This window comes from Nocardiopsis baichengensis YIM 90130, from assembly GCF_000341205.1.
Lineage (GTDB): Bacteria > Actinomycetota > Actinomycetes > Streptosporangiales > Streptosporangiaceae > Nocardiopsis_A > Nocardiopsis_A halophila.
In genome coordinates this window covers 137,573-158,752 of record NZ_ANAS01000012.1, presented here as the reverse complement: position 1 = coordinate 158,752, position 21,180 = coordinate 137,573, and the positions used below count along the sequence as shown (strand labels likewise).

Annotated in this window: 19 protein-coding genes; 7 read left to right on the top strand and 12 right to left on the bottom strand. The window is 72.2% G+C overall.

Annotated elements, in window-relative coordinates; all coding sequences use genetic code 11:
- Positions 1-71: 71 nt before the first annotated feature.
- On the bottom strand, positions 72-752 hold the full coding sequence (locus C892_RS0111665) for a hypothetical protein (protein WP_017557338.1): 681 nt from the start codon (positions 750-752) through the stop codon (positions 72-74).
- 522 nt (positions 753-1,274) lie between these two features.
- Between C892_RS0111665 and C892_RS0111660 the strand changes: the two genes are divergently transcribed.
- From C892_RS0111660 to C892_RS0111650, 3 genes are all read left to right on the top strand, one after another.
- Positions 1,275-1,484 carry a hypothetical protein gene (locus C892_RS0111660; RefSeq protein ID WP_017536923.1) on the top strand — a complete coding sequence of 70 codons (210 nt, stop codon included), beginning with the start codon at positions 1,275-1,277 and terminating at the stop codon, positions 1,482-1,484.
- 107 nt (positions 1,485-1,591) lie between these two features.
- The gene (locus C892_RS0111655) at positions 1,592-2,407 is read left to right on the top strand and encodes a pentapeptide repeat-containing protein (protein ID WP_017557337.1); all 816 of its coding nucleotides are present in this window, start codon (positions 1,592-1,594) and stop codon (positions 2,405-2,407) included.
- Between the two features lie 23 nt (positions 2,408-2,430).
- Complete coding sequence (locus C892_RS0111650) at positions 2,431-2,886, top strand: hypothetical protein (RefSeq protein WP_017557336.1); 456 nt, start codon at positions 2,431-2,433, stop codon at positions 2,884-2,886.
- A 67-nt stretch (positions 2,887-2,953) separates the two neighbouring features.
- Here the strand turns inward: C892_RS0111650 and C892_RS29965 are convergent, their stop codons facing one another.
- The 7 genes from C892_RS29965 to C892_RS0111620 all read right to left on the bottom strand — a co-directional run bounded on the left by C892_RS29965 (position 2,954) and on the right by C892_RS0111620 (position 9,645).
- On the bottom strand, positions 2,954-4,087 hold the full coding sequence (locus tag C892_RS29965; protein WP_026124303.1) for a serine/threonine protein kinase: 1,134 nt from the start codon (positions 4,085-4,087) through the stop codon (positions 2,954-2,956).
- 216 nt (positions 4,088-4,303) lie between these two features.
- The gene (locus tag C892_RS28795; RefSeq protein ID WP_017557335.1) at positions 4,304-4,996 is read right to left on the bottom strand and encodes an SCO4651 family lipoprotein; all 693 of its coding nucleotides are present in this window, start codon (positions 4,994-4,996) and stop codon (positions 4,304-4,306) included.
- A 3-nt stretch (positions 4,997-4,999) separates the two neighbouring features.
- Complete coding sequence (locus tag C892_RS32190) at positions 5,000-5,152, bottom strand: hypothetical protein (RefSeq protein WP_017557334.1); 153 nt, start codon at positions 5,150-5,152, stop codon at positions 5,000-5,002.
- Positions 5,153-5,421: 269 nt separating this feature from the next.
- Positions 5,422-6,816, bottom strand: a complete 1,395-nt coding sequence (locus C892_RS0111635; RefSeq protein WP_017557333.1) for an Nramp family divalent metal transporter — start codon at positions 6,814-6,816, stop codon at positions 5,422-5,424.
- 226 nt (positions 6,817-7,042) lie between these two features.
- Entirely contained in the window at positions 7,043-7,642 is a 600-nt protein-coding gene (locus C892_RS0111630; protein ID WP_017557332.1) for a mycothiol-dependent nitroreductase Rv2466c family protein, read from the bottom strand.
- Positions 7,643-7,783: 141 nt separating this feature from the next.
- A complete protein-coding gene (locus C892_RS0111625) occupies positions 7,784-8,986 on the bottom strand; it encodes an NAD(P)/FAD-dependent oxidoreductase (RefSeq protein WP_017557331.1) in 1,203 nt (400 codons plus the stop codon).
- A gap of 155 nt (positions 8,987-9,141) precedes the next feature.
- Positions 9,142-9,645 carry a hypothetical protein gene (locus tag C892_RS0111620; RefSeq protein WP_152513380.1) on the bottom strand — a complete coding sequence of 168 codons (504 nt, stop codon included), beginning with the start codon at positions 9,643-9,645 and terminating at the stop codon, positions 9,142-9,144.
- 153 nt (positions 9,646-9,798) lie between these two features.
- Here C892_RS0111620 and C892_RS0111615 point away from each other — a divergent pair, with 153 nt between their 5' ends.
- From C892_RS0111615 to C892_RS0111600, 4 genes are all read left to right on the top strand, one after another.
- Positions 9,799-11,367, top strand: coding sequence for an OFA family MFS transporter (locus C892_RS0111615; protein ID WP_017557329.1), 1,569 nt, complete (start codon positions 9,799-9,801; stop codon positions 11,365-11,367).
- A 246-nt stretch (positions 11,368-11,613) separates the two neighbouring features.
- Positions 11,614-12,906, top strand: coding sequence for a pectate lyase family protein (locus C892_RS0111610; RefSeq protein WP_017557328.1), 1,293 nt, complete (start codon positions 11,614-11,616; stop codon positions 12,904-12,906).
- 234 nt (positions 12,907-13,140) lie between these two features.
- On the top strand, positions 13,141-15,534 hold the full coding sequence (locus tag C892_RS0111605; RefSeq protein ID WP_051060524.1) for an FdhF/YdeP family oxidoreductase: 2,394 nt from the start codon (positions 13,141-13,143) through the stop codon (positions 15,532-15,534).
- A gap of 413 nt (positions 15,535-15,947) precedes the next feature.
- Positions 15,948-16,163 carry an EF-hand domain-containing protein gene (locus C892_RS0111600; RefSeq protein WP_017536936.1) on the top strand — a complete coding sequence of 72 codons (216 nt, stop codon included), beginning with the start codon at positions 15,948-15,950 and terminating at the stop codon, positions 16,161-16,163.
- Positions 16,164-16,217: 54 nt separating this feature from the next.
- Here C892_RS0111600 and C892_RS0111595 read toward each other — a convergent pair whose 3' ends face one another.
- The 4 genes from C892_RS0111595 to idi form a co-directional block, all read right to left on the bottom strand.
- Positions 16,218-17,456, bottom strand: a complete 1,239-nt coding sequence (locus C892_RS0111595) for an endonuclease/exonuclease/phosphatase family protein (protein ID WP_017557326.1) — start codon at positions 17,454-17,456, stop codon at positions 16,218-16,220.
- Positions 17,457-17,558: 102 nt separating this feature from the next.
- Complete coding sequence (locus C892_RS0111590) at positions 17,559-19,154, bottom strand: alpha-amylase family glycosyl hydrolase (RefSeq protein ID WP_017557325.1); 1,596 nt, start codon at positions 19,152-19,154, stop codon at positions 17,559-17,561.
- Positions 19,155-19,328: 174 nt separating this feature from the next.
- Positions 19,329-20,288, bottom strand: a complete 960-nt coding sequence (locus C892_RS0111585; RefSeq protein WP_017557324.1) for a nucleotidyltransferase domain-containing protein — start codon at positions 20,286-20,288, stop codon at positions 19,329-19,331.
- Between the two features lie 125 nt (positions 20,289-20,413).
- Complete coding sequence (gene idi, locus C892_RS0111580; RefSeq protein ID WP_017557323.1) at positions 20,414-20,974, bottom strand: isopentenyl-diphosphate Delta-isomerase; 561 nt, start codon at positions 20,972-20,974, stop codon at positions 20,414-20,416.
- Positions 20,975-21,180: the final 206 nt, after the last annotated feature.

Sequence of the window (21,180 nt, the reverse complement as noted above, 5' to 3'; positions counted from 1 at the left end):
CGGGGGCGGCGTCGGCCGGGACCGGTGGGGATCCGCTGAGCGGAACGTCCACCCTCCCGGCCGACGCCTTGTCATCCCTTCCGTTCCCAGACCTCGTCGGGGACGCGCTCGAAGAGGTCGGCGAGGAAGTCGGCAGGCCGGAGGTCCGGCTCGTGCCCCATCGGGGCCTTCTCCCAGCAGATCACGTGGTCACCGGTGAAGCGCAACGGGTACCGGTGCCCGATCGGGAGCACGGTCAGCCAGTCGCGCACTTCCCGGGGGAGCACCGCGCGCGCGAAGCCGTCGTCGGAGGTGGCCACCCGGAAGGCGGTGTCGAACTCCGGGTCGTCCAGGCGGAAGTCGTGCATGCCGAGCAGGTCCAGGAGTGCGTGGCCGAAGTGGCTGTCCTTCACTTCGAGCACCGGGGTGGGGTGCGGGGTCTCCAGCGCGGTGATCCGGTAGCGGTGCGTGTGGGTGACGGTCGTCTGCCCGTTGTTGCTGGTGGTGGTGTAGCTGTACTCGAACTGCGTCATGCGGTGCCCCCGGTGGGCGCCGGTCAGCACGTGCTCGGCCTTGCCCCGTCCGGTGAACGGGGTGCCTTCGAAGTACTCGACGAGCTCGGGCCGCTCCTCCTGGTAGCGCCACCCGTTCCGCCCCGCCCACTCCTTGAGCGCCTTGACCTTCTTCTCGTGCGCGGCGGCACTCGCGGCGATGGCGGCGATGAGGGCGATCGCGCCCCCGACGACGAGCACGAGGACGAGGCCTTCGTCCAAGGTTTCCTCCCCATGAGCGGTCCGGTACGGCCGTCCGGTAGGACGCCGGCGGCGGGGGCGGGGTTCCTGCGCCCCGCCCCGGGGGCCGGACCCCGCGTCGGGGAAGGGTGAGACTCAGGTCTCACCGGAAATCCGGGAGGGACGGGGAACAACACCGGGGGTGCGCCCGTTGTACCCCGCGCAGGCCGGTGCGGTAGCAAGTGTCCCCCGGGCTCCATTCATAGCCTTCGCGGAATACCGCGTCGGGCCCTCCGGGTGCCCCGGCGGTCTTCGGAACCGCGTTGTGCCCCGCGCCGTGAGGCGACCGCCGCATCAGGCCTGCACACTCGGGAAGGCCCGGGCGGGTGGATCCACCCGCCCGGGCCTTTCCATCTCCCTCTCCCCGGGTCCTCCGGCGCCTGTGCGCCCCCTTTGCGGCCGAATCCGAAGATCCGCCCGCCGACGCGCGCCCCGACGATTACAGTGACTCCGTGGGCCGTCTGCGGCGCCGTGCGAGGTCCTGATCCTTCCGGAGGGAGCCCGGTGGACACCGAACGCATGCCTGTGCGCATCCTGCTGCTCTTCGGCGAGGAGGCGCACCTGTCGACCCCTTATATGGGCCCCGGAGAGACCGAGCGGGTGCCCATCTCGCAGATCAGCGCCGATACCGGCCTCTCGCGCGAGCGCCTTCCCGGTGCCCAGCTGGTCGCGCTGCTGCGCAACGGCGAGCTGGTGCGGTTCGAGCGGAACTGACGCGCCGCCGCCCGGCCCGGGGTGCGGTGCCCTCGCGGAGAGCGGCACAATGGGCCGGTCACGGCGCGGTGTCCGGCCGCGCTCCCGGCCCAGGAGACCCTTCCCAGGTGAACACCCCCGACGAGCGCCGCGCCGAGTTGTCCTCGGACTGCGCGAACTGCTTCGGCCTCTGCTGCGTCGCGCTGCCGTTCTCGGCCGCGGCGGGCTTCCCCTACGACAAGCCGGAGGCGAGCCCCTGCCGCCACCTCGCCGAGGACTTCCGCTGCGGCGTCCACGCGCACCTGCGCGATCGCGGGTACACCGGGTGCACCGTCTTCGAGTGCTTCGGGGCCGGCCAGAAGGTGTCGCAGAAGACCTTCGCCGGGGTGGACTGGCGGAGCGACCCCGGCTCGGCCGGGGACATGTTCGCCTCGTTCGCGGTCATGCGGCGCCTGCACGAGCTGCTGTGGTACCTCTCCGAGGCCTTGGAGCGCCCGGCCGCCGAGCCTCTGCGGGCGGAGCTGCGCGCGGCCTTCGACAGGACCGAGCGCCTGAGCCTCGGCAGCCCTGAGGAGCTCGGCGGGGTCGACACCGACGCGCTGCGCGGAGAGGCCGGTCCTCTCCTCAGGCACACCAGCGAGCTCGTGCGCAAGGCCGCCCCGGGCCCTCGCAAGGACCGCGCCGGCGCCGACCTGATGGGAGCCCGGCTCCGAGGGGCCGACCTGCGCGGCTCCTGCTTCCGCGGGGCCTACCTGATCGCCGCCGACCTTCGCGGGGCGAGGATGCGCACCGCCGACCTCCTCGGAGCCGACCTGCGGGACACCGACCTGAGCGGCGCCGACCTGTCCGACGCGCTCTTCCTCACCCAGCCCCAGGTGAACGCAGCCAGGGGCGACGCGTCGACGGTCATCCCCGACGCCTTGGCCCGCCCCGCCCACTGGTAGCCCCCTGGCTCCTGAGGAGTCCGATGAGGTACGTCGTGGCCGAATGGAGCCGAGACTGGAACGCGTACTGGTCGGATCCCAGGGCCTACCTATCGCGCCTCCCTGAGCTCCTTCCGGAGCTGCCGCCTGGCGCAAGTGCATTCGCCCGCGAGGAGGCCCACTTCGACTTCTCCGCCCTGCGCTGCGTCAAGGACCTCGTTCTTGAGCGGATCGGGTCCACTCCCGGAGGCGGCCTGGCATTGGAGTTCGCTCCGAACCCCTTCAAGCACGACGCCGGACTGCGCGTCGAGTACGCCGGTGTCGTCTCCTTCGCCCTGAGCACGGACAGCGGCGAGGGCTGGGAAGGACTCGGCTCCGTGATGCTGGACGAGATCCTGCCCGCCGAGGTCGGGTGCTCTCATGAGATCGCCTTCACCGGCGGGTCGGTCGTCGTCGCCTGTGCGGACCTGGGCGCGGTCTGGACAGTGCGGCAGGAGTGACACGGGATGAGGGGCGGGGCGTGTGCCTTTTCTAAGGCCCGTCCCCCGTCCCGGCGCATCCGCCGGGTCAGGAGAACCCGGCCGCCAGGTCCGGACGGAAGTGGGCGACGAACATCGCCGCGGCATCGGCCGGGCGGTGGGAGCGGGCGGTCAGCGCTCCTCTGTCCAGGGAGGTGTCCTGGATCTCCGAGTCGAGCCAGGTGAGCAGCCGCTCGCGCTCCTTGGCGTCCACGAAGAGGGCGGCCGCGCTTCTCGGGGACGCGTGCATGGCCTCCGCCAGCGCGTGGGCCGAGCCGTGCACCCGGCCGTCGAAGCGGAACGGGCTCAGCGGACGGAGCGGCTCGGTCCGAGGGCCGGGGAACGTCGACGGCGTCGCGAACAGGAGCGCACCGGGGCGGCGGGTGCGGCCCCGGTTGCAGGCGGCCACCACCGAGATCATCAGCTGCTCCGATCCCAGGCGGGCCGACGGCTCGTCGGTCAGGCAGCGGGGCACCAGTTCGCGCAGCCGCTCTTCGACCGCCCCCTCCCGCGCGGAGGCCGGCGGCCGGGCGGCGGTCCCGGCGCGTTCGGGGTCCTCGCGCCCCGTGGCGGCGAAGGCCATGACCGCCGCCCAGGCGTACACGTCCTCCTCCGGCCGGGGCTCGTCCCCGGGCCGGTGCTCGGGCGCGGTGTACTCGGGGGTGGCCGCGCGCGCCGCCAGGTCGGGGCGGACCGCCGCGTAGGCCCGCGCGAAACCGGCCCCCGTCACCTTCGGGGCGTCGGAGGCAAGAAGGATGTTGGACGGCGTCAGGTCCCCGTGCACCAGGCCGAACCAGTGCAGCACGCTGAGGGCCGCCGTCGTGCTCAGGGCGAGCCTGTGCAGCTCGTCCCCGCCGAGGGGGCCGTGTCTTCGCACCGCCTCGAGGAGCGTGGGCCCCTCGATGTACTCGGTGGCGATCCAGGGCACCCTCGCCTCCAGGTCGGCCCCGAGGACCCGGGCCAGGCCGTAGCGTGTCGCGATGCGCGCGGCCTCGATGTCGCGCGCCAGCTCCCGCCGCACCCGGTCGGCACCGCCGCCGGACACGCGCGGGACCGTCACCACGGCCTGACCGCCCTCGCGGTCCCGGCCCAGGTGATTGCTGGCGAAGCCGTTGCGTCCCAGGTAGCGCTCGATCTCATAGGGTCCGATCCGGCGTACCGCCTCGTCCGACGTCGCCCCCACCCCCTTATTGCGCGCTCCTCCTGGGTCTCAACCCCAGCACGCCCGCAGGGTGCCCGACAACCGATTCATCCGGAATCGACGTCATTCCCGAGATCGGAGTGACGGGCGGGGCGCAGGGGACGTCCTGCGGCCACCCTCAGGAGGCGCCCCGGGCAGGCGAAGGGCGGTGCGCCACCGGCGCACCGCCCCTGGAGTCCGTCCCGCGTTCCGCGCGGATCAGTAGTCGAAGTCCTCCATGTCCCCGCCGCCGGGAACGTCGCCCATCATGTCGTCCATCATCGAGTCGAAGTCCCCGATCTGGTCCTCACTGGGCCACTCGATGCTGACCGGCTCGTTGAAGCTGGTGAAGTCCATCGTGGTGGAGACGGTGCCGCCGGCGTCGGTGGTGACGCGGCGCGGCAGGCCCTCGTCGTCGACGAAGACCTCGAAGTCCACGCTGCTGACGCCGGACTGGTCGTAGACCTGGCGGGCGGCCTCCTGGGCCTCGGCGTCGAGCTCCTGAAGCGCCTCCTCGGTGCTGTAGGAGCCGGTGTAGCGGGTGGTCTCGAGGCCGCCGACGTCGGCCGTGCCCTCCTCCTGGACGTCGTCCGCGGCGAGCAGCTTCTCGACCTCGGCGAGCGGGTCCTGCTGGGCGCCCATGTTGCCCTGCTCGCCCATCTCGCCCAGGTCCATGCGCAGCCACTCGGGGCCTCCGGGCGCGGCCCCGGGCATGTCCGACTTCATGACCATCTCGCTGCCGCGCATCAGGATGGTGGAGTCGGCACCGTTGCTGGTGCTCTCCATCTTGACGATCGGCTCGGGGGTGGCCGTGTACTCGACGTCGGAGGTCATGTCGAGCGAGACCCCGGACATCGAACCGCTCATCTCCAGCGTGGCGGTGTAGCTGTCGGCCTGCTCGGTGTTGTCCACGGCCTAGGCGACCAGCTCGACCGGGTTGAGGGAGGACAGGGGGCCGCCGGCGGCTCCCCCACCGCCACCGTCTCCGCCGCCGAACAGCAGGCCGCACCCACCGGTCGTGAGGACGATGCCCGTGCCGGCGAGCGCCGCACTGATCTTCTTGTACATCTCTCCGTTACTCCTCATGAAAAGGGGGATCACAGGCGGGGAGCAGGGGGCGCCTGTCGTCTGCGGTCCGACGTGCGTTCTGACGCGGGTTCCGCGCACCTGGTTCCCATGGAACGAGAAAGTCTCCGCCCCGGTAGTCCGCGGGGCGGAGACGATCGGTGCCGGTTCCGGGCTCGGGTCCGCATGACGGGCCCCGCTCGGTCCGCCCGCGCAGGCGGGACCGCAGCGGGGAAGCCCGCGAGGAGGCTGCCGCCGGGCGGACCCGCCCCCTAGAAGAGGCCGAGGGTCTGCGGAACCACCCAGATGGTCAGCAGAGTCAGGACGACGACGCTGATCCAGCTCCACACGATCCCGAAGCGCCCGGGCCGGTAGCGCCGAGGAATGAAATTCAGCGCCACGTACAGGTTGATGGCGAACAGCACCGGGCTGATCGCGAAGGACACCGTGCCCGCGGCGGGCACCAGCCAAGCGGGGTCGGGCAGCACGGTCAGAGCGATGACCATGCACACCAGCATCAGCGCGATCATGCCCAGTCCGGCATTGCGCTCGTTCCACCAGGGGCGGTCGGCACGCGGGGGGAAGACGGTGGTGGCCGCCGCGGCCAGGGCGCGGGGGAAACCGTCGTAGATGATGAACGCGGTCGAGAACAGGGCCGCGAACGCCCCCAGGAGGAAGACCGGGAACATCCAGGCACCGACCGTCTCGGTGAAGATCCCGGAGATCGCCAGGACGGTGGCGGCCCCCTCGGGCTTCTCCTCGACGCCGAAGAGGATCGCCGCCCCCAGGAGCAGGTACATGGTGGCGATCACCCAGGACACGATGTGCCCGATGCGGAAGTCGTACAGGGCGGCCTTGAACCACGCGTCGGCGTAGGGGCGGTAGTGCTCGGGGGTGTCCTCGACCGCTTCGTCTCCCAACACCTCACGGATGCGGACCATGCCCTTGCGCCGGTCCTTCATCCACAGCGACCCCCAGACGCCGACCGTCAGGTCGGTGGGCATCCATCCCATCAGGCCGGCGATCATCAGCGCGGACCCCGCGGGGATGACCGGCAGGACCATGTAGAGGAGGGAGTCGGCCTGCACGCCGGCGAACACGAAGGCGACGACCGTGCCGAGCACCAGCACGACGGCGAGGACCTTGTTGACCGCTTCCAGGGCGCGGTAGCGGCCCGAGAGCAGCAGTCCGACGATCAGCAGCGACAGGCCGATGCCGTAGAGCACCAGCGCTCCGGCGCCGATCCAGGCCCACAGGACGGCGGCCGCGGCGGCGACGATGGCGCCGACGGCGGTGCAGCCGATGATGAGCGTCGCGATCCCGAGCGCCCACACCGCCCACTTGCGGGGCCCGGGCACGCGCGCGTAGGCGGCGATGACCGACTCCCCGGTGGCGGCCGTGTAGCGCACCGCCAGCTCGAACCCCTGCCATTTGAACAGGAACGCGACCGGGAGCACCCACAGCAGCGCGTACTCGAAGTTGGCCCCGGCGACGGGGGCGGTCACCAAGTGGCTGGTACCGATCCCCGCCATGGCCATCAGCAGGCCGGGGCCGATATAGCGCAGTGCGCGCAGGCCCCTCAGATCGGGCGGTGAAGCGGCGTCTTCGTCCAGTGATCGCAGTTCTGCCTCGCCTGAGGGCTGCAGCGGCTCGCTCGCGGGGGACATCGGGTCGTGCCTTTCTACCGGGGGGGTGCGGGCATATCCGGAGGTCACGTGACCCTCCCGACCGGGCTCCGCATTTCGCACGAGTAGTAGGCAGGTTTCCCCCGTGTGTCAACCGAAGACCAGGGCGAACAGAGAGGTATCACCCGTTTTGCACCCAATTGTCCGGGATTGCGACCGGGTCCGGCCGGTCGCCCCCGCGCTGCCGCCCTCGGGAGAGGAGCGCGGGTCAGGTGCCCCGGGCCTTGAGCTCCCTGAACCCCGGAACCCCGGCGACCAGGAGCGCGCCGTCCCACAGGTCGGCGGCGTGCGCCCCGGTGGGCACCTGCTCGACGACGGGCCCGAAGAAGGCCGCCTTGGCCCCGTCCGGCGAGGTGACGGCCGTGATCGGCGTGCCGGCGCCCTCCCCCACGAGCGACAGGCCCTGGTCGTGGGAGCGGCGCAGGACCCCGTCGTAGTCCCCGCTCCCTCCGGCGGCGGCCAGCTCCCCGGGGAGGTCCGCGGCGGCCAGGGCCTCGTCGAAGTCCCCGATCCAGTCGCCGTCCCCGTTCTCGACGGCCGACCACAGGGCACGGTAGAAGCGGCCGAGCGCGTCGTGGCCGTGCTCGTGCTGGACGGCGGCGCAGATGCGCGCCGGGATCCACAGGTACCCCTCGGGGTCGCCCTCGGGATCGTCGTCGCGCCCTTCGTTGAGCACCGACAGGCTCATGACCCGCCACGTGATGGAGACGGGGCGGCGGCCGGAGACCTCCAGCAGCCAGCGCGCGGTGTTCCGTGACAGGGGGCACGAGGGGTCGAACCAGAAATCAACGGTCCAGACACGGTCCATCGCCCCATCTTGGCACAGTGCCACGGCCTGGACAGCGAAACGGCGGGCCTTCCCGGCCCCCGCAGGAGCAGGGCGGAAAGGCCCGACAAGGGGCAGGGGGCGGTCGGTCCCGGACCCCGGTCCCGACGGGCTCACTCCCGGTCAGTCGCGGAACGCCCGAGTCGCCCGAGTCGCCCGAGTCGCCCGGGACGCCGTGGCCCTCCGCACCGCCAGGGACGCCGCGCGCACCGCGCTGTTGATGGAGATCTCCCCGCGCATGCCCGGGGCCGCCACCATGTCCCCCGCCAGGAACACCCCGTCCCCGCGATCGATGGCCGGGCGGTCGCGCCATGTACGGCCGGGCAGGTCCAGAGCGCCGGTCCTTCCCCGCGCCTGGGCGGTCCGCTGCCAGGTCGCCCGTTCCCTCCACCCGGGCACGCCGACGTCGGCCAGCGCGCGGGCGCGCTCACGGGCCCGCTCCGACGTGTCCCCCGGGCGCATCGGGACTTGGAGCTGGTAGAGCCCTTCGCCCTGGGGCGCCGCGGAGGGGTCCTGCTGGGAATAGCTCTCGAAGAACCCGCCGCCGTCCATGTCGAAGCAGTTGAACAGGTCGTCGTGCCGCTCCTTGACGGCGAAGTCGAGCAGCATGCAGTGGCCGCTCTCCCAGCACGGGGAGTCGTCCTCCAGCAGCCGCCGGGCCGAGCTCAGTTCCGTGGCCACGATGACCGGGCCCCGTTCCACGGGGAGTTCGCTCAGGCGCGCGCCGGTCTCGACCTCGACGCCCAGTCCGCGCGCACGGTCGGCCAAGCGGTCCACCACCGCCTGCCACCCTCCGGCCGTCCAGCGGACGGCCGGGACCTTGGGGGCGTACACGCGGGTGAGGAGCCCCCTGACGAAGGCCGCGGAGAGGCGTCCGGTGTCGGCGTCATAGGTCGCGACCGCGATGGCGTTCGCCGCCGCCTCGGCGGCCTTCTCTCCCCACAGGCGCGAGGCCCAGGAGCGGAAGTCCTCGTCGACGGGAGCGGCCGCCCGCCGTCCGCGCAGGAGCATCCGCAGGAGGAGCGGCGGCGGTGCGTACCGCATGCGCCCCTCGTACAGCCACCTGATCCCCGCGGCCTTCCTGAGGGGCGGCCAGACGAGCGGCCGGACCAGCCGGCGCTCGGCGAGCCAGGTCCAGTGGGGCCCGTCGGCGTAGAAGACGTGGCCGCCCTCATGGGCGAGGTAGGGCCCCGCGACGGCCCGCGCCCGGCCGCCGAGGTCGGTGTGCGCCTCGAAGAGGCGCACCGCGGCCCCCTTCTCGGCCGCCGCGTTGGCGGCGACGAGCCCGGCCAGGCCGCCGCCGATGATGGTGATCTCTGAAGCCATGCCCGCTCCCTGGTCCCAGCGCTCTGCGGGTACCGCTGGAGGTCGCGGTACCGACAAGGTGGACACGGCGGCCCGGCCGTTCGTGACAGACCGGCACTCCGGCCCCGGGCCGAGCGCTCACGGCCGGTGAGGTGGCCGGTGGGGTCGCCGCGGAGTCAGGACCGACGCAACTCGCCGCTCTCGATCTCGAGGACGAGTTGAGGACCCTGCGCCCCGCAGTCGGGGCCGTTGGGATACACCGTCTCCGGCGTCGCGGAGAGCTCGTCGGTCAGCAGTGCCTCGCCATCGGCGGCCCGCAGCTCGATGCGGACGTCCACGGGCTCGGTGGGAAGATCGTCGACCGGGACCCGCGCATGAAGGCCCCCGGTCTCCTCGGCTTCGGCCCAGCAGGTGCCGTCCGCACAGTCCTCGTTGACGGTTCTCGTCTCCCGGGTGAATCCGAGCTCGTACTCTTCGCACCCGCCGTCCCGGCACAGCTCCATGAGGGCGGTCTCCACCCCTTCGGCGCCGGACGGGTCCACCGTGAACGCCACCTCGCTGGGTGCGCCGATGTTCGTGCACGTCGTCCCGCCCCCGCCGGCGCAGGCTCCGGCGGTCGTGAGCGCGATCAGCGCCGTCCCCGTGTTCCGCGCGCGGCGCGTCCGTCCAAGGTTCGCCATCACGGTTGGACGCGCGAGCGGCGCCCGGGGATGCGTCTCCGCCTTCCCGGAACCGGAGGGATCTTCCCGGGGCCCACACCCGCGTGCCATGATCTCCCAGGTCTACGGTATGCGATATCCATCACCGGGAAGAAGGGGATCCCCTTGTCCGCGTTGCGCGCCCTCGACCGCGAGCGCACGGTCGCCTCCCGGGGGTACAGCCGGTGGCTCGTCCCTCCCGCCGCCCTCGCCGTCCACCTGTCCATCGGGCAGGCCTACGCCACCAGCGTCTACAAGAACTCGCTCATCGCCCACTTCGACACCGGCCAGACCCAGGTCGGCGTCATATTCTCCGTCGCCATCGTGATGCTCGGCCTGTCCGCCGCCGTCTGCGGCCCCTGGGTCGAGCGCGCCGGCCCGCGCAAGACGATGCTCGTCTCCGCCGTGTGCTGGAGCTCAGGCTTCGGCGTCAGCGCCCTGGGCATCGCCGCCGGGCAGCTGTGGCTGCTCTACCTGGGCTATGGCGTGCTCGGCGGCATCGGCCTGGGCCTGGGCTACATATCCCCCGTCTCCACGCTCATCAAGTGGTTCCCCGACCGTCCGGGGCTGGCGACCGGCATGGCGATCATGGGCTTCGGCGGCGGAGCCCTGGTGGCCACGCCGATCTCCAACCAGCTGCTCGGCTTCTACGACCCCGCCTACGACGCAGGAACGGCCGGCTCGGTGGCCTCCGGCGAGGCGCTGGTGGGCCTGTTCGCCACCCTCGGCGCCGGCTACTTCCTGCTGATGATGATGGGCGTTCTGCTGATCCGCGTGCCCCCGGAGGGCTGGCTTCCCGAAGGGTTCGACCCCGCGCGCACCGCCAAGGCGCCGCTGGTGACATCGGCGAGCGTATCGGCGTCGAACGCCCTGCGCACGCCCCAGTTCTGGCTGCTGTGGACGGTGCTGTTCACCAACGTCACCGCGGGCATCGGCATCCTGGAGCACGCCAGCCCCCTCATCCAGGACTTCTTCCGCGACGGGGGCACCACCGCCGTCACGGCGGTGGCGGCCGGCGGCTTCGTGGGCATGCTGTCGCTGTTCAACATGGCCGGGCGCTTCGTGTGGTCGTCCGCCTCCGACGTCATCGGGCGCAGGCCCACCTACATGCTCTACCTGGGCGCCGGGGCGGTGCTGTACACGCTGATGGCCACGGCCGGCGGCTCGTCGATGCTGCTGTTCGTGGCGACCGCCTGCCTGATCCTCTCCTTCTACGGGGGCGGGTTCGCCACCGTCCCCGCCTACCTGCGGGACCTGTTCGGCACCTACCAGGTGGGGGCGATCCACGGCCGGCTCCTGACGGCCTGGTCCGCGGCCGGAGTGGCGGGGCCGCTCATCATCAACGCCTTCCTCGACGCCGAGGGGGAACCGGGCACGCTGACGCAGAGCGCTTACCACGCGCCTCTGTTCACGATGGTCGGGCTGCTGGTGGTCGGGTTCGTCGCCAACCTGATGGTCCGCCCGGTCGCCGAGAGGTTCCACGAGCCTGAGGGGCGCGTTCCCGCCGCCGGAGCCGCCCCACCGGATACGGACACCGGCCCCGCGCCGGGAGAAGGGGCCTCGGCGGGTGCGGCCGCGTCCGACAGCGCGGCGCTCCGTGCCCGCCGCACATGGCTGGTGGCGTCGTGGGCGGTCGTCTCGGTGCTGCTGCTGTACGCACTGACCCGCATCCTCTCCACGGCGGCCCGGCTGTTCACCGGATAGGCGGACACCTGGAGGACGAGCGCGGGGCCGGGCGCGTCATGCCCGGCCCCGCCGGTTCCCGCCGGACCGTGCGCCCCTGGCGTTCGCCGAACCCCCCTTGACGCAGGCGCCCCGGGGAGGCGACGGTGGACATTGGTAAGCGTTTTCCGATTGATCCTCTCCATAAACCACGCATTGCTCGGTATAAACCCTAAAACCTGCGGAAATCGCTTCCCTATCCCCCGACCGGACAGAGAGGAATCCCCCGTGAGGAGAGCACCCCGGCTCGCGGTCCTCACCGCCGCGGCGGTCCTGACCGCCTCGGCCGCCGCCACCCCGGCCGCCGCCGACCACCGCCCGCCCGGGCACGGCCTCGGACACCGGACGCCGGCCGCGAACGACGGCTGGGCGTCGGCCGAGGGCGGCACGACCGGCGGATCGGAGGCCGCCGGCGCCGACGTGACCACCGTGCGCACCTGGGACGGACTGCGCGAGGCGGTCCGCGGCGACCACCCCAAGATCGTCCGTGTCGCCGGCGACATCAGCGCGATGACCGGCACCGACGGCGCCCCGCTCGAATGCTCCGACTTCGCCGACCCCGACTACGACTGGGACGCCTACGTCGAGGCCTTCGACCCCGGGCACTGGGAGGGCGGCGAGGACGGCCCCCTGGCCGAGGCCCGCGAACGCTCCTATGAGGAGCAGCGCGAGCACGTCCTGCTCACCCCGGGCTCCAACACCACCATCGTCGGCCTCGGCGACGCCTCGATCTCCGACGGCGGGATCCTGCTGGAGAGCGTGGAGAACGTGATCGTCCGCAACCTGGCGGTCCACGACTCCTACGACTGCTTCCCCGAGTGGCGGGGCTCGGACTGGGACGCCCAGTACGACAACATCGAGGTCTCCCGCTCCCGGCACGTCTGGCTGGACCACCTCACGCTCACCGACGGCGACACCCGCGACGCCGACCTGGAGCGCGTCTACGGCGAGCAGGTGGACCGCCACGACGGCATGATCGACATCGTCCGCGGCAGCGACCTGATCACCGTCTCCTGGAACGTGCTCGACGGGCACGACAAGACGATGCTCTACGGCAACACCGACTCCAACGATCACGGAGACCGCGGGCGGCTGCGCATCACCGTGCACCACAACCTCTTCACCGGACTCACCCAGCGCGTCCCGCGCGTCCGGTACGGCCAGGTGCACGTGTACAACAACCACTACACGCACGGCCCGGAGTCGGACTACTCCTACCTGTACTCCTGGGGCGCAGGCGTGGAGTCGGGCATCTATGCCCAGAACAACTCCTTCGACATGGGCCCCGGGATCGCCCCTGAGGACATCATCCACTCCTGGAGCGGCAGCGCGCTGTACGAGGAGGGGAGCCTCTTCGACGGCCGCCCCGTCGACCTCCTTGAGGCCTACAACCAGGCCCACCCGGATGACCGACTCGATTCCGACGTGGGCTGGGAACCCGAGCGGCACGGCAAGATCCACCCCACGAGGGCGGTCCCGCACCTGGTGCCCGCCAAGGCCGGTGCGGGAAAGCTGCGCTGACGCCCCGGCCCGGGCCGTCCTGACGGACCGCCCCTGAATGAGCGCGGGCGCCTCTCCTCTCCAGGGGCGCCCGCGCTCCAGTCCTCACCCCGGCCCGGTCTCCGCTCCTCCGGGCGAGACCGGATTGTGCAGGGTTTGCCGAACGCGGACATGCGTGTGGTCATCACGGCCCACGCCGACGGCTAGGTCTCCTGAGGAGCGGCCGCAGGCGGGCCGACCGAGTGAGGAGCACGCATGTCCGCTGAGCAGAGCACCGGCGAGCAGGAGGAACGGACTGCGGAGCCCGACAGGGACCCCTTGAGCCAGGGCGCCCCGGGGGTTCCCGCGACAGGGCGCGGCCCTGGCGGCGGAGAGCCTTCACTGAAGCCCTACGACCATCCGACGGCCGGGTGGGGTGCGGCTCTGAGCGTCGGGAAAGTGCTGGCCCGGACCCGCGAGCCCGTCGAGGGACCGCGCGCGACTCTCCTGATGAACCATGAGAACAAGGGGTTCGACTGTCCCGGCTGTGCGTGGCCCGACGACCGCAAGGGTCTGCACCTGGACATCTGCGAGAACGGAATCAAACACGTCACCTGGGAGATGACGCCCAAGCGCGCGGGCAAGGCGTTCTTCGCCGAGCACACCGTCTCAGAACTGGAGACGTGGACCGACTTCGCCCTGGAGGACCAGGGCCGACTGGTCGGGCCGCTGGTCTATGACCCCGGCTCGGACCGCTATACCCCCATCTCCTGGGAGGACGCGTTCGCCATGGTGGGCGAGCGGCTCCGATCGCTCGACTCCCCCGACCAGGCGGCGTTCTACACCTCCGGCCGCCTGAGCAACGAAGGCTCGTTCCTCTACCAGCTGTGGGTCCGCGAGTTCGGGACCAACAACCTGCCCGACTGCTCGAACATGTGCCACGAGGCCAGCGGACGCGCGCTCACCGCCTCCATCGGCACCGGCAAGGGCACGGTGATGCTCGACGACTGGGACCAGGCCGAGGCCGTCTTCCTCCTGGGGGTCAACGCCGCGTCGAACGCCCCGAGAATGCTGACCCGCCTGGCCGAGGCCCACCGCCGCGGAGCGCGCATCGTGCACATCAACCCACTGGTGGAAGCGGCGGCGGGACGCACCATCGTCCCGCACGACTTCGCCGCCATGGCCGCCTTCCACGCCACGCCGACCGGATCGATGAACGTCCAGCCGCGCATCGGCGGGGACCTGGCGCTGATCCGGGGGGTCGCCAAGGCGGTGCTGGAGGCCGCCGAGCGCGACCCCCACGCCATCGACCGGGAGTTCATCGCCCGCCATACCGAGGCGTTCGAGGAGTACCGGCGGATCTGTGCCGAGACCGAGTGGGCCGAGATCGAGCACGGATCCGGGGTCGGCCGGGAGCGCATCCGCCGCCTGGCCGACGTGTACATGGAGTCCCGTCGCACCATCATCGCCTGGTGCCTGGGCGTCACCCAGCAGGAGCACGGGGTCGACACCGTGCGCGAGATCGTCAACCTCCTCCTGCTGCGGGGCAACATCGGACGTGAGGGCGCAGGGCCGTGCCCCATCCGGGGACACAGCAACGTGCAGGGCAATCGGACCTGCGGGATCGACCACCACCCTAAGGAGGCGTTCCTCGACCGGCTTGAGGAGGTGTGCGGCATCACCGCTCCCCGCAGCCCCGGCCTGGACACGGTCCGCACCCTCGAAGCCTTGGAGCGGGGCGATGTGAAGGTGCTCATCGGGATGGGCGGGAACTTCGCCATGGCGGTCCCGGACACCGCGCGTGCCGCGGAGGCGCTGCGCCGGTGCGAGCTCACCGTCCACGTCAGTACCAAGCTGAACCGCAGCCACCTCGTGCACGGCAGAGAGGCGCTGATCCTGCCCTGCCTCGGGCGCAGCGAGCGGGACGTCCGCGCGGGCACCGAGCAGGGGGTGACGGTCGAGGACTCCATGAGCATGGTGCACCTGTCCTATGGCATGAAGCGTCCGGCCTCCCCGCACCTGGTGTCGGAGCCCGCGATCATCTGCGGCCTGGCGCGGGCGACACTCCCGGAGAGCGCCACGCCCTGGGAGCGCTACGCGGACGACTATGACGCCGTCCGGGACACCATGGGCGAGGTCCTCGACGGCTTCGAGGACTTCAACCGCCGGGTACGGCGCCCGCTCGGGTTCCGCATCGCCCAGCCGGCCCGCGAACGGGTCTTCCTGACGGGTTCGGGCAAGGCGGAGTTCTCGACGGCCGACGTGCCGGACACCGACCCCGGGGACGGGCTGCTGACGCTCAGCACGGTCCGCTCGCACGACCAGTGGAACACCACGGTCTACTCCGATGACGACCGCTACCGGGGACTGAGCAACCTGCGCACCGCCGTCTTCATGAACCGGGAGGACATGAGTGACCGGGGGCTGCGGGAGTTCGACCACGTGGACGTCACGAGCATCGCCAAGGACGGGAGGCGGCGCACCGTCTACGGGTACAGGGCGGTTCCCTACGACATCCCGCGCGGCTGTGCGACGGGGTACATGCCGGAGATGAACGCCCTCCTGCCGCTCGGGGACTTCAGCCCGCAGAGCGGCCAACCTCTGATGAAGCACATGCGCGTGGAGATCAGGAGGGCGGACCCGAGCGCCTCTGATCCGCCGAACAAGTGAACCACTGAACCGCGCTGAGCCTCGCCGGACGCACACGGGCCGCCGAATGCGCGCCGGTTCTCCGCCCTGACGGGGCGGCGCGGCCGCCACAGGCGGTTTCCCCAAGGCGGTATCCCCAGGGGAAGGACCGAGCAGCGGCGGACCTGCTCGTCCCGCTGATCTTCCTCGGAATCGCCATCGTCCTCCCGCTGCTCGGGAGTACGATCGCGGTGACGTCCCGGTTCGCGCCCCGAACCGTACGCCCGAGCCGGGCGGCGGCCCCGGGCCGGGTCCCCGGGGGCGCTGACCCCGCCCCCGGGGACCCGGTCCGGGCCGCGCCGCCGGCCCGGTCCGCTGGTACTGTTCCGGCGCACCCGGCCGCGCCGCCCGTATCGGGGCCGCGGCACCACCCGAGGACAGGAGCGTCACCCGCCATGCCCGAGACCAGTGAGTACGCCGCCACCTTCGAGCTGGTCGACGTCGACGGCGACGGCTGTATCTCCGCCGAGGAGCTGGTCAGCCTCATGGACAAGCTCGGCGGAAAGGTGACCCGCGAGCGCGCCGAGGCCCTCATCGCCGCCATGGACAGCGACGGCGACGGCCTCATCACGCTGGAGGAGTACACCCGCTTCATGAACGAGCGCTCCTGAGGCCGACGCCGTCGCGGCGTCCCGCCCCTCCGGGGGCGTTCGCCGCCGCAGGCCTCAGCGCAGGTCGACCCAGACGTGGCGGTGGTCGGAAGCGGCCGCCGCCGTGTCCGCCACCGGGTCGTCGGTGGTGGGCCAGTACACGCCCGAGCCGCGCACCGGAAGCCCCCGCGAGGGCAGGACGTAGTCGACGCGCAGGTTGCCGGGCGCCTCGTCGTTGAAGTCGGCCGTGTCGTGGGCGGGGTCGCCGGTGTGGCCGTCGTTGGCACCGCCCTGCAGCTCGGCGGCCTCCGCGCCGCCCTCGGCCCGGGGCACCTCCCGGCCGTTGACCCGGGGCGCCTCCAGCAAGCGCGCGACGGCGCGCGGGTGGCCGGTGCCGTCCTCGGGGTCGCTGTTCAGGTCGCCGGCGACGACGAACCGGGAGCCCGGAGCGAGGCCGCCGTGCCTTCCGGTGTCGTCGTAGATGTAACGGCCCTTGCGGGGCGTGGTGTAGTCGGCCCAGAACCGGATCTCATCGTGGTTGCGGAGCACGTTCCTGCGCTCGGGCCCGTCGAAGGCGGGGGGTGTGGGGTGCGCCGCGAGAAGGTGCACGGGGCGGCCGTGTCCCACCCGGATGGGCACGTCCCAGTGGCTCTTGGAGGACAGGCGCAGCTCTTCGAGCTCCTCCTCGGAGTAGAAGCCCTCCCCGGTCTCAGGGTCCTCTGGAAGAAGGGCTCCGGGCATGTCGGCCCAGCGGAAGTTCTGGAAGGTGCGCACCCGGTCGGTGGCGATGGGGTGCTTGGAGTAGACGACCATGCCGTACTGGCCCGGGTACTGCCCGAACCCGAAGGCGTCCCCGGCGTATCCGGGCTCACCCGGCTCGGTGACCGTCTCCCCGTTGTTGTCCAGGTCCAGGCCTGAGGCGACGCCGGTGTTGACCGGTGCGGCGTACCGGTAGGGGTAGTCCACGGGGTCCGCGCCGCTCTGGCCGACGGACAGGTAGTTGCGCTGGAAGAGCTCGGCGGCCCGTCCCTCCTCGTCATAGTCGAACTCGTTGACCAGCAGGACGTCGGGGGCCGCGCGCTGGATGATCTCGGCCGCGGCGGCCGCCTGCTCGTCGTCCGGCGTGGACAGGTCCTCGATGAGCTCGCCCTCCGCACTGCGGTGCAGGGAGGCGTTATAGGTCGCGAACCGCACGCCCTCAGGGCCGGAACCGACGCCCCTCTCGGCGGGCGCGGCGTTCGCGGGGGCGGTGGGGAAGAGGAACGCGGCCGCAGCGAGTGCGGCCGCGCCTGCGGGGAGAGCGCGGGGGTTCATGCACACCTCTCGTCATCATCGTGAGCGGTGGAGAAGTGTGCCGACCCTGACCGACCACCGGGTGGATCCAGGGTGGCCGCCGGCCGACACACGGGCGGCGCCTCAGCGCTGGAAGATCCCGAATCCGAACCCCTCCACCTCGATCCCCGACCGGGTGCACTCGGCCCCCTCGACCAGGAGCGGGCGCGAGGACCCGTACCCGGGGAGCGCCAGCGCGGCCGGCTCCCGGCGCGGGTTGACCGCGACCAGGTAGCACCCGTCGCGCTCGTAGACCAGCGGGTACCCGTCGTAGGCGACCTCCGCGGTGCCGCCGGTCCCCAGACCGGGGTGGGCCTTGCGCAGCGCGGTCAACCGCCGGACCAGGTTGAGCAGCGACCCCTCGTCGGCCCACTGGGAGGCGGCGTCGGGGCGCTCAGGGGCCGGGTCCAAGGGCAGGTAGAAGCGGTCCTCGGGGGCGGTGGAGAAGCCCGCGCCGGGTGTGGAGTCCCACTGCATGGGGGTCCGCGATCCCGCCCGGTTGCGGCGGGCCCCGGTGGAGCTGCCCTCCTTGTCGGGCAGGCCGGGTACGTACCGCATGCCGATCTCGTCGCCGTAGTAGACGGCCGGCAGGGCGGGCCAGGTCAGCAGGAAGGCGAAGGCGGCCCGGAGCTGCTCGGGCCCGCGCGGCCCGCAGGCCAGCCGGGAGAAGTCGTGGTTGGACGTGGGCAGGGCGATGTGCCCGGCGTCCCCGACGGCGGCCGTGGCCGCGCGCCAGGCCCGCAGGAAGGTCGCGGCGGATCCGCCTCCCTCGGCGCCGAAGTAGCAGGCGGAGCCGGAGAAGTCCCATGGGCCGAGGTCGGTTCCGGCGCGGTTGTCCCACAGCGACCGCAGGGCGCCGCCGCGGGTGGGGCCGCCGAAGTGCAGCAGGAAGTCGGCGTCGAACCCGGCGGGGACCGAGGTGGCGGGGTCGCCCCACTCGGCGAACAGCACCGCCTCGGGGTGGTCGGCCTCCAGCCGGGCACGCAGCCCGGTCCAGACCTCGGCCGTGCGCCGGTGCCCGGGATCGTCCTTGACCAGCGAGTGCGCCATGTCGACGCGGAAGCCGGCGACCCCTTTGCCGAGCCAGTGGTCCATGACCTCCAGCAGCGCGCGGCGGTTGGCCTCGGGGCCGGGGGCGTCGACGGGGCGGCGCCAGGGCTGGCCGGGGCGGGGGTGGGCGTAGCCGAAGTTGAGCGCGGGCTGGTGGTCGAAGAAGTTGGGCAGGTAGTGGCCCTCTCGGGGGCCCGGGGAGGGCACGAACCCGCGCACCGGGCGGTCGGACCAGATGTAGCGGTCGTCCTCGGGGTCCTGGACGGCCTTCTTGAACCAGGGGTGCTGGTCGGAGGTGTGTCCGGCGACCAGGTCGAGCAGGACGCGGATGCCGCGCCGCCCGGCCTCCTCGACGAGGTGGGCCAGGTCCTCGTCGGTGCCGTAGCGCGGGGCGATGGAGAAGTGGTCCGAGACGTCGTAGCCGGCGTCGTGGAAGGGCGAGGCGAAGCAGGGGTTGATCCAGACGGCGTCGATGCCGAGCCGTTCCAGGTGGTCCAGGCGCGAGGCGATGCCGCGCAGGTCCCCGATGCCGTCGCCGTCGGAGTCGGCGAAGCTCTGCGGGTAGATCTGGTACAGGACGGCCCGGTCGAGCCAGGCGGGGCGCGGGCGGCGGGCGGTGCGGTCGGCCATGGGCGTGCGGTCCTCCGTGGACGGGACACGGGACACGGGCGGAGACCGGGCGTCCCCGAAGAAGGCGATGCCCGCCGGACGCCCCCCGCTAACGCTGCCGTCGGCCGGTTCCGGCCACGGCGGTCGGAGCCGGGGCGGCGGGGGCGGCCGCCGCCCCCGCCGCCCCGGTCCGGCTCATCCGTCGCCCAGGCATCCCTCCTCCAAGGGCAGAACCTTCTCGGCCTCGGTGAAGGACGATTCGATGAGGGTTCGTGTCTCGGTGAGGGATGCTGCGACCGATTCAGGGAGGGACTCCGGGGCGGTCCCTTGAGCGAAGAGGTGCGCCAATGCCGTGTCGATCCGGCCCAGGCCGGCGTTGGCCAGCAGGGTCTTCTCGTTGGTCACCCACCGGCCGTGCGCGGCGGTGACGGCATGGGCGGCCTGCATCGCGGCGGTCGCGATGGCGCCTGCGGCCTCGGGCCGCAGGCCCTTGGGCGCGTGGTTGGCCTCGGAGTAGAGCAGAGTCAGGCGCGCCGTCGCGCTCCAGCGCTCGTAAGCGGTCCTCCGCAGTGCGCTCGGGTACTCCGGTCGGGGCAGCCGCCCCCGCAGCACCCGGTTGACGGCGAGTTCGCCCACCACCAGATAGCTGGGGATGCCCGCCAGGTGGAACATCAGGGGCTCGTGGTGGAAGCGGCCCTCGCGCGCTTCGGCCAGCTGGTGCTCGACCACGTCGAGGTCGCGGTAGTGGACATCGACCTTGCACCCTTCGACGGTCAACCACGCGCCCCCGTTGAACACGCCGCCTCCCCAGCCCCCGATCTCGGAGACCTCGCCCGGCCACTCCTGCTCGCGTGCCAGGCTCCGCAGGTCCTCAGGGTCGAAGGCGCCCCGGTAGTAGACCGCCAAGTCCCAGTCGCTGTCGGGTCCGGCCGTTCCCAGGGCCCGGGATCCCCCGAGGGTCACCGCCTCGACGGCGGGAAGGGCCGCGAGCCGGTCCGCGAGGGGGGCGAGGAACCCCTCGTTCGCCGCGGTGCCCGCGGCGGTGTCCACCCCGCGGCCGACGGTGCCGGCCCCGGCATCGTTCTCGACGGTGTCATCGGCGGCGCTCTCCGCGGCTCCATTCTCCGCGGCTCCGTGCGCGCGCTCGTTCTGCATCGGGAAGCACTCCTCAACTCGGCGACGGTGCCGCGCGCCCGATCGGGCATGCGCGGCGGGCGCCGGAGTCGGGCTCGACGGCGCCGGTTCGCGGAAAAGGGCGTCAGTGCTTCACGGCCGGGACGCTACCACCCCGCGCGAGGGAGGCGCCTGCGGATCTCCGGCAGCGCCGCCTCCAGGACCGTCGTGAACCAGACGGAGAAGGCATGGCGCTCACGCAGGGCGGCCAGCTCCACCGGAGTCGCGAAGGAGGCCTCGGCCACCTCTTCGGGGTCCGGGTCCAGTCCTTCCGGTGCCTCTCCGACGAACAGGTGGTTGTACTCGCGCTCCACCAGCCCCGAGTCGGGGTCCTGGAGCTCGTAGACGACCGTCCCCGCCTCGGCCATCATCACGGGCGGCGCGCCCAGCTCCTCGGCGGTGCGGCGGGCCGCGGCCAGGAAGGGGGCCTCGCCCGGGCCGGGGTGGCCGCAGCAGGTGTTCGACCAGACGCCCGGCGAGTGGTACTTGCCGGCCGCGCGCTTCTGCAGCAGCAGGCGGCCCCGGCCGTCGAACAGGAAGACGGAGAAGGCGCGGTGCAGCCGCCCGGGCGCCAGATGCGCGTCCAGCTTGCCGTCGGTCCCCACCGTCGTTCCGTCGCGGTCCACCAGTTCCACCTGGATCGCGGCCTCGGCCACCCTGTCCCCCACACGGCCTCCCACACAGTCCCCCTCATCGCTCGGCCACCGGTGCAGACCGGCCGCCTCCACGGTCGCACACACCCCTCGGACGACGTGGCCGAAGTCTCATTCCCGTGCACCACCCGGCCGCGCGGGCACCGCGCGTCCGGCGCCCGCCTCCCCCTCCGCCTTCGCGGCCGTGAACTGCGGCGAGACCGCAACAAACCCAGGGGGTG